This is a genomic window from Paenibacillus sp. FSL L8-0494 (assembly GCF_038003695.1).
Classification (GTDB): Bacteria; Bacillota; Bacilli; order Paenibacillales; family Paenibacillaceae; genus Paenibacillus_AQ; species Paenibacillus_AQ odorifer.
Map to the genome: position 1 here is coordinate 697,496 of NZ_JBBOPQ010000001.1, position 12,538 is coordinate 710,033.

Consider the following 12,538-nt stretch of genomic DNA (forward strand, 5'->3'; position numbering starts at 1 on the left):
CAGCATTCAAATTAAAGGAGGAGCTGCTCATGAGTATCAACGTGCGCTATTCCATTATTATACCGATGTTTAATGAAGAGGCAGTCATTCAGGAAACGTATCGTCGTATTAAAAAAGTGATGGCAATGACGGAGGAAGTATATGAGCTGATCTTCGTGAATGACGGCAGCACAGACAACTGTGCCCAGATGATCGAGGAATATAGCTATTGGGATGAGAGTGTGAAGCTGATCGATTTGTCACGTAACTTTGGACATCAGATCGCTATTACTGCCGGAATGGACTATGCCCTTGGGGATGCAGTTGTCATTATTGATGCTGATTTGCAAGACCCGCCTGAATTGATCTTGGACATGATTGCAGAATGGAAGAAGGGGTATGAAGTTGTATATGCTAAACGGGTGAAGCGAAACGGTGAATCCTTATTCAAAAAGTGGACGGCCAGCCTGTTTTATAGAATTCTGCGTTATTCAACCGATATTTCTATCCCTGTGGATACAGGTGATTTTCGGCTCATAGATCGTAGGGTTTGCGAAGAGCTCAAACGTCTACCGGAGAAAAACCGTTTCGTACGCGGACTGGTCAGCTGGGTTGGTTTCCGTCAGAAGGCGATTGAATATGAACGGGATGAACGTCTGGCGGGGGAAACAAAATATCCACTAAAACGTATGATCAAGCTCTCTTTGGACGGAATCACCTCCTTTTCTTATAAGCCGCTGAAGCTGGCAGGATATTTGGGCGCACTGCTGTCGGCTTCTGGTTTTCTGTACCTTATGTATGTATTGTATCTGGTAATTTTTACAGACTCAGTCGTTAAGGGCTGGGCTTCGATGATTGGAATTACGCTGACCTTTAATGGCTTCGTACTCATTATGCTAGGAATACTAGGTGAGTATATCGGCCGGATTTATGATGAAACTAAGGGACGTCCGCTTTATATTGTCCAAGAGTTCTATGAAGGTAAGGGGCAGCAAAAGAATGTTCGTGAGCACCCTGTGACCCATCTCCGTAAATAAACTGCAAGGGAGGGATTCCTGATGAAGATTAGAAAAGCTGTCATTCCCGCCGCGGGCTTAGGCACTCGTTTCCTGCCTGCAACTAAGGCTCAGCCAAAAGAAATGCTGCCCATTGTGGATAAACCAGCGATTCAATATATCGTAGAGGAAGCCGTTCGGTCTGGTATTGAAAGTATTATCATCGTGACCGGCCGTAATAAGAAGTCGATTGAAGATCATTTTGATAAATCGGTGGAGCTGGAGCAGACGCTTCTGGAAAAAGGGAAAGAGGATCTACTTCGTGAAGTCCAGCTAATTAGTGAGCTAGCGAGCATCCATTACATTAGGCAAAAGGAGCCGCTGGGACTAGGCCATGCCATCCTTTGTGCGGAACAATTTATCGGTGATGAACCTTTTGCTGTTCTGCTTGGTGACGATATCATGGTCTCGGAGGACCCGGCGCTGCTGCAGATGATGAGATTGTATGAGCAAGAGGAGCAGACCATCGTCGGTGTGCAGCATGTGCCACGGCAGGAGGTTAACAAATATGGGATTATCTCCTCCAGCGGCCCACTAAATGGAGTTCATGAAGTAAAAGGATTGGTAGAGAAGCCCTCGCCTGAAACAGCTCCTTCAGAGTATGCCATTATGGGGCGATATATTTTGGAGCCTTCGATATTCACAGTGCTGGCTAACCTCGAACGTGGAGCGGGCGGTGAATATCAACTGACGGATGCTTTGCACGAGGTATGCCGGCATGAAGGATTGCTGGCGCTCGATTTAATCGGCAAGCGTTATGATATTGGTGATAAATTCGGTTACATTAAGGCCACGCTGGAGGTAGGTTTGATGCGGGAGGATTTGCGCCCATTATTGGTTCCGTATTTGCAGGAGCTGGCTGCTAGTCTTAAGGGAAGAGAAGAAGAAGTGGACTCCTTGCATCGGAGTATACACAGTTGAGGGAGAGGAACTGTTTCAAATGATCATAACATCGGCTTCGGCGGTGGCATGAGGTTTTGAAGCAGTTTTTTTGCGTGTGGTGTTCAAAGGGCAGGTGAGGGACGAGCAAATAGGTGTACTTTATACAATTAAAAGTATGGGGGAACAGCTGCAAATCGATTTAGTTGCACTTGATACATCTATATCTTCACATCTTAGCTATAATGCTCATTTAGCCTGTTTTTAGTTGCATAAAATACACTTAAAACAGCCGTGTGGGTGTTATTGTTTGAAATAGCTGCATCAAGTGCAGTTATTTTTAAATCTCGTAACTTGGTTCTCCTTGGTGACGAAAAAATCCGGAAGACCGATTCCTAAGAATCATCCTCCGGATTATGATTTGAGTACTGAAGATTAAGCTTTCAACACATCATGATCAACGTAACGCGCGCCATTTAACTCGCTAATTACATTAATAGCTACCTTCGCACCATCGCCTGCGGTAATAATGGCATGTACACTTACTCCAGCAACAGTACCAGCAGCCCAAATACCTGCGATATTCGTTTTGCCTTCAGCATCAACGGCTACTACAGTTTTGATTCTTGGCTCTGTACCATCCTTAGTCTCTACGCCAGCTTTGGCAGCTAGATCTGTAAGGGCGCCTGTGGCAAGAATAACATGTTTTGCTTCATAGATAATTCCATCTTCAGTTTCAATGACAAAACCGTTGCCGCTGGAGGTGAGGTTGATAGCCTGCTCGGAAACCAGCTCAGCGCCAAATTTAACGGCTTGCTTATGTCCGGTTTCGACCAGCTCAGGACCACCTACTTCGGAAATTCCATAAAAGTTCTCAAACCAACCTCTGCGGGTCATGCCCTTATCGTTGTCGATCAGCAGCGTTTTTTTGCCCGCCTTGGCGGCGAACAGGGCTGCGCTTGCACCGGCAGGACCGGCGCCAATTACGGCGATTTCGTACATGTATTAACCTCCTAAAAGTTTTGTGGAGCGATGCTCCTTAGAATGGACTACATAGCAAAACTGGCAACGAAAGCATACGCTTGGTTTTGTGGAGCGATGCTCCAGTTCCTCTTAATTATAACGGTTGTTACTGTTCCTTGGCTAATCCTTCCTCACAAGGCAGGCTGACCGTAAATGTTGTCCCCTCGCCGACGGTGCTATTTACACTAATCTTGCCGTGATGCGCCTCGACAATAGATTTTGTGATAGAGAGGCCTAAACCTGATCCGCCATATTTACGTGTGCGAGAGGAGTCACTGCGGTAGAATCGATCAAAGATATGTGGGATATGCTCTGCGGGAATTCCGCAGCCATTATCCCGCACGCTTAAGAGAGTCTGATTTCCTGCGGCTTGTAAAGAGAGATGAATGCTGCCTGCCGCGGCATCGGTATGCTGAACTGCATTGTGGAACAGATTCAGAATCACCTGCTTGAGCTTATAGGGATCATATTTACCACGGATGCCATAGGAGATATCAAAAGTAACTTTACGTTGATCTGCGAGCAAAAGCAGATGCGGCTTCATTTCGTGAATTACCTCGCTGAGAATCAGGTCAGTCATCTGCAGCTGTGGAGCTCCATCCATTCGAGCGAGCAGTAGCAGATCCTCGACCAGCTTATTGATCCGTTTCGATTCACCATGCATGCTTCGCAACGAGTTATATAACTGTTCTTTATTATCGGCGGCGCCCCGCAGCAAGACCTCAAGAAAACCGTGTATTGAGGTAAGCGGAGTTCTAAGCTCGTGAGAAGCATCGGCAGCGAACCTGCGCATCTGCTCCTTGGCCTCTCGTTCATTATGAAAGGATATTTCGAGACGTTCGAGCATACCATTGAATGAATGAGCAAGCTTGTCGATCTCGGCCTGTCCTTGGTCAACTGGAAACCGAATGTCCAAATTACCGGCATTAATGATCTCAGCCGATTCTCCCATATTAGAAAGAGGAACTAACGTCTTTCGCAGGGCCGGCAAGTATAGGAATAATCCAGTCAATAAAGCAATCACTGACAAACCTGCGTAGATCAGCAGCTGCTGCATAATCACATCCGTTAATGGCCCCGTGCTCACACTCATTTGCAGCAGCAATCTAGTATTTCCAGGCCTATAAAGATTCATGAATATGGCTAGATGTTCAGTGCCGTCTTCAGCTTGGATGAGCTTGTAATTTCCTGTTGCCCTATCTGTGGTGTGAATCAGCAGCGCATCGTATTGCTCATTGGTCAGCCTGGGTGCTGCTATATCTGAGAGGGTTAATTGCTGTAAATCCCTGAAGGTGCCATCCGAGCTGTACATGGCGAGAGTTGTATGGGCATCAAGCAGAAGCGGGCGCCGGTTCTCGCCAGTTCGCAGCCCACTTGGCATTTTATTCATGTCTTCTCTTTCCAACGGGAAATTGCTGTTAAACTCATTGTTTGTGTCATTTATACCTGTGGTGTCCTCGTCATAGGAATTAAAAAAGTTAAAAAACATCTCACGGGGGACAGAACGTATTTGCGCTTCCATAGACTCCGCTCTATTGCTGTATATAAAATCTCGCATAAGGATATATTGTAAGACTCCAATTAGCAGCAGCAATCCTGATAGAATGAGCAGCGATGTGGCAAGCAGCTGTTTACGCAGGGAACGTGGTGCAGGTAGTCTGCGAAGCCATCTGAAGATGGGAGTGCTCATAGATCCACCCGGTAGCCTGCGCCCCGCAGGGTACGGATAATACGGTGCTCCTTATCTCCGAGCTTCTCACGAAGCGAACGGATATAGACCTCAACGATATTTTCCTCACCGCCAAAATCATAGCCCCACACTTTATCAAGAATCATAGGCTTGCTGAGTACAAGGCCGTGATTGATAACGAGATACTGCAATAACTCGTATTCCGTAGGGGAGAGCTCAAGTACTTCTTCCCTGAAGCGAATTTCCTTTCGCCGGCTGTCAATTCGGAAAGGACCGCAGCGGACCTCGCCTAGCAGCCCCGGAAACTGATTCCGCAGCCGCGCTTGGATCCGCGCTAGTAATTCATCAAAGCTGAAGGGCTTGACCATATAGTCGTCAGCACCAATAGATAGTCCTTTTACGCGATCATCCACTTCGTCTTTTGCAGTAAGCATGATGACAGCTACCTCTGTCTCTTCTGAGCGCAGATAGTGACATACCTCGAATCCATCCATACCCGGCATCATAACATCCAGGATAGCTACATGGGGCTTGAATTCAGCTGCAATCGAAATGGCGCTTAGCCCGTCCGACGCGGTTCGTACTTCAAAACCTTCGTTAAGGAGACCCAGCTCCAGGAACTGTAATATATGAGGCTCATCATCTACGAGCAGAAGTCGAACTCCTTGTACTGCTTTCATCATAGGTTCCTCCAAATCGGTGATAGATAGCTTCATTATGCCATATCCGGTTGAATGTTTGCTGAAGACCGGATGATTCTTTTTCTAGAATAAATGAGTGGATTTCTTTCACATGGCTTTAAATTGGTTAATCTAGTTATAAGGAATATTAACGTGTTTAATGACAAACAGGGTTAAAAATTCCGGATTTTCGGAATTGCGATAAAGGGTTTTGACGAAGAATATAGAACACTTTACAATAAGGATAATCTCCTGATTCAGGCTCCTGATTTTGGAGAATGCTCTCCCTATTTTAGGTTAGATCATCCGAACGTGTAAAATTTCCTTCCTCGTTTTTTCAACTTTGTCATCTTCCTATCAAGGCTCATTTCTTTCTGGTGTATTTCTTTTCTAATTCACTTCTTTCTGGAATTCTGTTCATTTATCCTAGGTTTGCTGAACTTTATATTACCCATAAGTCAAGGGAGGCTCTTCCATGAAGAAAAAAGAAATGGTAGCCATGCTATTGGCTGGAGGCCAAGGCAAAAGATTGAAAGGTTTAACCAAATCGCTTGCCAAGCCCGCTGTCTATTTTGGGGGCACTTATCGGATTATCGACTTTCCTTTAAGTAACTGCTCCAATTCGGGTATTGATACTGTCGGTGTATTGACACAGTATGAGCCACTTATACTACATTCTTACATCGGAGTAGGCAGTGATTGGGATTTGAACCGTAAGAATGGTGGAGTATTCGTATTGCCACCGCATGAACGTGAGAATGGAAGCAGCTGGTATCGGGGAACAGCCGATGCGATTTATCGAAATCTTAAATTTGTAGATCAGTTCGACCCCGAGCATGTCCTTATTCTATCCGGTGATCACATTTATAAAATGGATTATCATGCTATGCTGCAATACCACAAGGAGAGAAACGCAGATTGCACGATTTCTGTGATTGACGTTCCGCTGGAGGAAGCAAGTCGATTTGGAATCTTAAATACGGAGGACGATCTGAAAATTTACGAATTTGAGGAAAAGCCTGCACAGCCAAAAAGCACGCTAGCTTCTATGGGTGTGTACATCTTTAAATGGGAAATTCTCCGCAAGCATTTACTGGAGGACGGAGAGAATATAGGATCATCTCACGATTTTGGTAAAGATATCATTCCTTTGATGCTGGAAGACGGGAACTCTTTATTTGCGTACCCTTTTGAAGGGTATTGGAGAGACGTTGGTACGGTAGCAAGCCTGTGGGAAGCGAATATGGATTTACTGAGCGATAATCCACCGCTTAATCTAAATGATCCCAGCTGGCGCATATTTACACGCAATCCGAATCAACCCGCCCAATATGTCGCACCTGGGGCGAAAGTGTCAGGATGCATTATTAATGAAGGCTGCATTGTGCATGGTGAAGTGAAGCACTCGGTTCTTTTTTATGGCGTAGAAGTAGGTGAAGGCAGTGTGATTACGGACTCCGTAATTATGCCTAAGGTTAAGATTGGTAAGAACGTACGCATTCATAAAGCGATTATTAGTGAGAATACGGTAATCGACGATTATATGGAAATAGGCATCGAGCGGGAGAACGAGAACGAAATTCTGCTGATCGACAATAAAAGCAAGAAACGTAAATCAGCTGTGGCCAAAACCATATAATCAAGCTAAAACGCCTTCGGCGTCCTTCTAGGGACGGTAAGCGTTTATGCGAGATTTATAAGGATAAAGTATATAGTGAAACTTATACTTTCTTATAAATTATAAGAGGACGGTGGATTCCGATGAAGCAACTCATGGGTGTAATTAATCTGGATCATGAACTCGATAAACTAAATGAACTCACTTATTTCCGCTGTGGTGCAGCCGTACCTTTTGCCAGTCGTTATCGGTTGATAGATTTTGTGCTTTCCAATATGATGCGTGCGGATCTGGAGAGCGTGGGCCTGTTTGTTCGCCGTAAATATCGTTCTTTAATGGACCATTTGGGTGACGGGAAATCTTGGGATATGAATCGCAAGCATGGGGGACTATTTATTTTGCCTCCGGACTGGAATGATCCCACCGATACTTCTCTTGGCGACCTTCAGCATTATCATAATAATCTGGATCTTTTTAAACGGGGATCTGCTAAATATATTGTGTTTTCCGGTAGCCAGCATATTAATACTATCGATCTCCAGGACTTGTACAGCTATCATTTGGAGAAGGGTGCCGACGTTACAGTAGTATACAAAAAAATAGAGCAGTTGCAGCCAGAACATGAGTTATGCCAGCGTATTGAAGTGGACGAAGAGAATAATGTGACCAATATCCATCATGAGAAGGATCATCCCAATTTATATCTCGATATCTTCATTATGGAGAAAAAACTGTTCCTGGAGCAGGTGGAACATTGCATTGCACATGGTGAGAGTTATTTTTTCCGTGATGTGATTCAGAAAAACCGCCATAAATTCAAAATCGCTGCTTATGAATATCATGGCTATCATGCCGTAATTAATTCGTTGGAAAGCTATTATAAGAATAGTCTGGAGCTGCTTCAGCAGGAGAATTACTTTAGTCTGTTCAAAGAAAGTCCCGTGCAGACGAAGATTAAATATGAGGCTCCTACCCGATATTTAGAAAGCGCAAATGTCAGCAATTCACTGGTGGCTAACGGCTGCATTATAGCTGGAACGGTGGAGAACAGCGTGATCTTTCGTGGGGTTCAGGTACGTAAAGGAGCGAAGATCATCAATTCTGTAATTATGCAGAAGTGCATTATAGAGGAAGATGCTGTTATTGAGAATGTGATCATGGATAAGGACGTACATTTAAGTAAGAATCGAATTCTCGTCGGGGATAGTAAACGTCCATTTGTGATCGCCAAGAGCAGCAAAATATAAACCAACTGGATTAGATGAAACGAAACAGTATAACCTATCTGATCTACAGGCATAGTCTAATGCATCCCTAAAAAAAGCTTTTGTCAGGAGGAACCTGCTGTTGTTTAACGATAAAGAAACTTTCAAACAGGTGTTTCGCGAGACGCTCATCAGTAAATTGGGCAAACCTTTGGAGGAAGCCTCGAATGCTGATGTCTATAAAATATTAGGCAACATGATTCGCGAGAATGCCGGGAAAAATTGGGCGGATACCAATCAAAAGTACAAGACGGATAAGGATAAGCAGGTATACTATTTTTCTATGGAGTTTCTGATCGGAAGACTTCTGGGGAACAATCTGCTGAATATGGGCGTGCTGGAGGTCGTGCGTGAGGGATTGGCCGATCTTGGTTTCTCGCTGCAGGATATTGAGGAGGTAGAAGCCGACGCTGGGCTTGGCAATGGAGGACTTGGACGTCTAGCTGCTTGTTTCTTGGATTCACTGGCCTCCCTGCAATATGCGGGGCATGGTTGCGGTATACGTTATAAATACGGCTTGTTCGAGCAGAAAATCGTTGACGGGTATCAGGTGGAACTGCCCGATTACTGGCTGCAAAATGATAATGTATGGGAAGTGCGTCGTGAAGACAAGCAGGTAGAAGTAAGGTTCTGGGGCGTGATTGAGACTCGCGAGGAGAACGGGCGGCTTATCTTTGAGCATAGTCAATATGAGGCCGTTCGTGCAGTTCCGTATGATGTGCCTATCATTGGTGCAGATCGGCGGCATGTGAATACACTGCGCAACTGGAGTGCGGAGTCCATCACTCAGCCAGCGAGAACATTTGGCTCTTTTGCGGGTTCAGACTATCATAAATTCCTGGAATATAAGCGTTCCGTAGAATCCATCTCGGAGTTTCTGTATCCGGATGATTCACAATACGAAGGCAAGCTGTTGCGGTTGAAGCAGCAATACTTCCTCTGCAGTGCTGGCCTGCAAAGTATTCTGCGAACCTTTGGAAAGCTTGGACTCCCTATACAATCGTTGCCCGACAAGGTTGCACTTCATATCAATGATACACATCCGACGCTTGTAATCCCTGAATTGCTGCGGATTCTGATGGATGTACATGGATTAGGATGGGATGAGGCGTGGAGTATTACAACTCGTATGGTGTCCTATACTAATCATACGATCTTGAGCGAAGCGCTGGAGAAATGGCCTATTCAAATGGTCAGGGACTTGCTTCCACGTATTTTTCTTATTATTGAAGAGATCAATGCCCGCTTCTGCGGCGAGCTGATGAGCCGTTATCCCGGTGATCAGGACCGGATTTCACAGATGGCGATTATTCATGACGATCAGGTTCGCATGGCCCATCTGGCGATTGTGGCGAGCCATAGTGTCAATGGGGTAGCGGCGCTGCATACAGAAATATTGATGAAACGCGAAATGCGGCTTTTTAATGAAATGTACCCGCACCGCTTCAATAATAAGACGAATGGGATTACTCACCGGCGCTGGCTGATGCATGCCAATCCGGATCTGGCTAACCTTATCAATCAATCGATAGGAACCCGCTGGATGAGCCATCCGCAAGAAATGATTGGCTTGATTAAATATTGTGAGGATGCTTCTTTCCAAGAACAAGTGGCCAGCATTAAACGGCGGAATAAGCTCAAGTTGGCTGAATACATCTACAGCAAGCATTCAGTACATGTAGACCCCGACTCTATCTTTGATGTTCAGGTGAAGCGCCTGCATGCTTATAAGCGGCAGCTGCTTAATATTTTGCATATTCTGCATATGTACAACCAAATCAAAGATAATCCTTCGATGGATATGGTACCGCGCACGTTTATATTCGGAGCAAAGGCGGCACCAAGCTATCATTTGGCGAAGCGAATTATCAAGCTGATCAATACTGTGGCAGAGGCTGTCAACAACGATCCGGATGTTAGAGGCAAGATTCGTATCTTTTTCCTTGAGAATTATTCGGTATCTTTGGCCGAGAAAATCATTCCTGCTGCGGATATTAGTGAACAGATCTCTACAGCGAGTAAAGAGGCCTCCGGTACGGGGAATATGAAGTTTATGATGAACGGTGCATTGACCGTAGGTACGATGGACGGCGCTAACGTGGAAATGCATGAGATGGTAGGGGACAACAATATGTTCCTGTTCGGTCTTCGCGCTGAGCAGGTAATGGATTATTATCAGCATGGCGGCTATCACGCACGTGATATCTACAATGGGGATAGCCGTGTGAAGGAAGTATTGGATCAGTTGGTTAATCCGGGACCTATATGCTGTCATGGTGCGGAGTTTGAGACCATTTTCCATTCTCTTTTGGATAATAACGATGAATTCTTTGTGCTTAAGGATTTCGCAAGTTATGTCGAGACTCATGTCGAGATTGACCGGGCATACCGCAACCGTCAGGAATGGCTGAAGAAGTCTATTATAAATATTGGCCATTCCGGTAAATTCTCTAGCGATAATACGATTAGCCGCTACGCCGCGGAGATTTGGAATATCAGTCCGGTACGGCTATAGGCTCAACAAGATTAGGCTGTCTTATAAGTAGGAGATTCCTACAAATGAGACAGCCTATTTCTTATGCTTTATAAGGCAGAGCTGCTTTAGATAACTTCCGATACCAGGGCAGCGAACCGCTCTAGGAACCGGCGTTCCTCATCATCAAAACGATCTTTCAGCGGACTGTCGATATCGAGTACGCCAAGCAAACGATCATCCTTGATCAGCGGTACAACAATTTCGCTGTTTGAAGCGGCGTCACAGGCGATATGTCCCGGGAATGCATGGACATCTCCAACTACTAGCGTGCGTCGTTCCGCAGCAGCCGTTCCGCAGACTCCACGAGACAACGGGATGCGGATGCAGGCAGGAAGACCTTGGAAAGGTCCGAGCACAAGCTCCTTGCCATCAAATAAATAAAAACCGGCCCAATTCGTATCCGGCATAGCGTGTTTAAGCAGTGCCGAAGCATTGGCCAGGTTGGCCGTAGCACTTGGTTCGTCCTTTACTAATGCTTCTAGTTGGATTAGAACCGCTTCAAACTGCTCGTTGCGTGTTCCATCGTAAGGCATAGCTTGAAACATGAAGCATCACCTTCCTGTACTTTAAATTCAAATATGAACTCATAACTGTAATTATCAACATAGTACAGCTAGACATGATACGTCAAGCGACAATACCAATCTGTAACAATATGGAATGTTCCTTGAAGTCCATGAAATGCGCAACAGCCACAATAATGTTTCCGAGGATCGGTCAGAGGGTAATGCTAGTATAAATACCGAAGGCTATATAGCCGGAAGAGGTGGAATATGCGCGCTGATGTACAGAACTTGTTCATAGGAATTCATATGCTTTATTGTGCACGGGATAAAGATGTGACGATCTCAGAGATGCTGCTCGGACTTGAAGATCTGGGGTATCGTGTAGGAGAACGCGAAGTGAAACAGGAATTGGAAAAGCTGACACTGGACAACTTTCTGACTGCCCATACCGAAGGGTACAGTATTACGGGGACTGGAATTGAAGAGTTCAAGGATATTCGAGCCAAACTTCAGGTGTTATGCAGTGAAGTTATTCATGAAGCGGAATGAAATCATTGTAGTTAAGTTTAATAAAAAGCGTCTGTATTAAGGGAGTGTATGCCCCCTGATGCAGACGTCTTTTTATGTTAACGCGTAGAATTTGTTCTTTTCAATGTTAAAGAATTTAGAACTTTTATCTTAAGGATATACTCTTGAATGATGTATAATTGATAAGTTGAAGGGGGGCAGAGATTTGTATATCTGCAATGGAGTGATACCCACACTGGTCGGCAGTAGATTGAAGCTGTGCGCTATGACTACTGAGCATGCTTCAGCATTATATCAGATCTGGTCTCATCCAGAGGTCACCCGCTGGCTGGGGGCTCCAGCATTATCCTCTATAGAAGAGACTAAGCAACTGATTGCTTTTTTATTACAGATGGCTCAGGAAGAGGAGAGCTTGCGCTGGAGTATTGTAGGACCCGAAGGTGAAGTTATAGGGAGCTGCGGTTATAACTATTGGCAGTTGCAGGGAGCTTACCGCGGGGAAATTGGCTGCGATCTGGCGCCTGCCTTTTGGGGACTTGGATATATGAAAGAAGCGCTTGGTTTAGTGCTCGACTTCGGCTTTAATAGGATGGGGCTGAATCGGATAGAAGCGCTGTGTCATCCTGATAATAATCGTGCGGAGAGGCTGGTTCAAACGCTCGGCTTTCAGAAGGAAGGTATACTGCGTCAATATCGCCAGACACCTTCCGGCTTTCAGGATGTGACCCTACATGCGCTTCTACGTGGGGAATGGGAATGATTTTATTACATAAAGAGAG

The 12,538-nt window shown here is 45.2% G+C and carries 11 protein-coding genes; 7 read left to right on the top strand and 4 right to left on the bottom strand.

Features of this window, described 5'->3' with window-relative positions; translation table 11 throughout:
- Nucleotides 1–29 precede the first annotated feature (29 nt).
- Both NYE35_RS03215 and galU read left to right on the top strand, forming a co-directional pair.
- Nucleotides 30–1,016, top strand: coding sequence for a glycosyltransferase family 2 protein (locus tag NYE35_RS03215; RefSeq protein WP_036676773.1), 987 nt, complete (start codon nt 30–32; stop codon nt 1,014–1,016).
- 18 nt (nt 1,017–1,034) lie between these two features.
- Entirely contained in the window at nt 1,035–1,955 is a 921-nt protein-coding gene (gene galU, locus NYE35_RS03220) for a UTP--glucose-1-phosphate uridylyltransferase GalU (protein WP_218641946.1), read from the top strand.
- 393 nt (nt 1,956–2,348) lie between these two features.
- Here the strand turns inward: galU and NYE35_RS03225 are convergent, their stop codons facing one another.
- The 3 genes from NYE35_RS03225 to NYE35_RS03235 form a co-directional block, all read right to left on the bottom strand.
- Nucleotides 2,349–2,915 (bottom strand): FAD-dependent oxidoreductase, encoded by a 567-nt coding sequence (locus tag NYE35_RS03225; protein ID WP_036676776.1) that lies wholly within the window; start codon nt 2,913–2,915, stop codon nt 2,349–2,351.
- A gap of 127 nt (nt 2,916–3,042) precedes the next feature.
- The gene (locus NYE35_RS03230; protein WP_076105955.1) at nt 3,043–4,626 is read right to left on the bottom strand and encodes a sensor histidine kinase; all 1,584 of its coding nucleotides are present in this window, start codon (nt 4,624–4,626) and stop codon (nt 3,043–3,045) included.
- A complete protein-coding gene (locus NYE35_RS03235) occupies nt 4,623–5,306 on the bottom strand; it encodes a response regulator transcription factor (RefSeq protein ID WP_038568592.1) in 684 nt (227 codons plus the stop codon). The genes NYE35_RS03230 and NYE35_RS03235 overlap by 4 nt, the downstream gene beginning before the upstream one ends.
- 475 nt (nt 5,307–5,781) lie before the next feature.
- Between NYE35_RS03235 and NYE35_RS03240 the strand changes: the two genes are divergently transcribed.
- From NYE35_RS03240 to NYE35_RS03250, 3 genes are all read left to right on the top strand, one after another.
- Nucleotides 5,782–6,945, top strand: a complete 1,164-nt coding sequence (locus NYE35_RS03240) for a glucose-1-phosphate adenylyltransferase (RefSeq protein WP_038568594.1) — start codon at nt 5,782–5,784, stop codon at nt 6,943–6,945.
- A gap of 122 nt (nt 6,946–7,067) precedes the next feature.
- Entirely contained in the window at nt 7,068–8,171 is a 1,104-nt protein-coding gene (gene glgD, locus NYE35_RS03245) for a glucose-1-phosphate adenylyltransferase subunit GlgD (RefSeq protein ID WP_036676786.1), read from the top strand.
- 100 nt (nt 8,172–8,271) lie between these two features.
- A complete protein-coding gene (locus NYE35_RS03250; protein WP_076105958.1) occupies nt 8,272–10,704 on the top strand; it encodes a glycogen/starch/alpha-glucan phosphorylase in 2,433 nt (810 codons plus the stop codon).
- An 86-nt stretch (nt 10,705–10,790) separates the two neighbouring features.
- Here NYE35_RS03250 and NYE35_RS03255 read toward each other — a convergent pair whose 3' ends face one another.
- Nucleotides 10,791–11,270 (bottom strand): GAF domain-containing protein, encoded by a 480-nt coding sequence (locus NYE35_RS03255; RefSeq protein WP_036676791.1) that lies wholly within the window; start codon nt 11,268–11,270, stop codon nt 10,791–10,793.
- A 228-nt stretch (nt 11,271–11,498) separates the two neighbouring features.
- On the opposite strand from NYE35_RS03255, the gene NYE35_RS03260 reads away from it, so the two are divergent.
- Together NYE35_RS03260 and NYE35_RS03265 are read left to right on the top strand one after the other, a co-directional pair.
- Entirely contained in the window at nt 11,499–11,780 is a 282-nt protein-coding gene (locus tag NYE35_RS03260; RefSeq protein WP_036676794.1) for a hypothetical protein, read from the top strand.
- Nucleotides 11,781–11,964: 184 nt separating this feature from the next.
- Entirely contained in the window at nt 11,965–12,519 is a 555-nt protein-coding gene (locus tag NYE35_RS03265; RefSeq protein WP_076105960.1) for a GNAT family N-acetyltransferase, read from the top strand.
- Nucleotides 12,520–12,538: the final 19 nt, after the last annotated feature.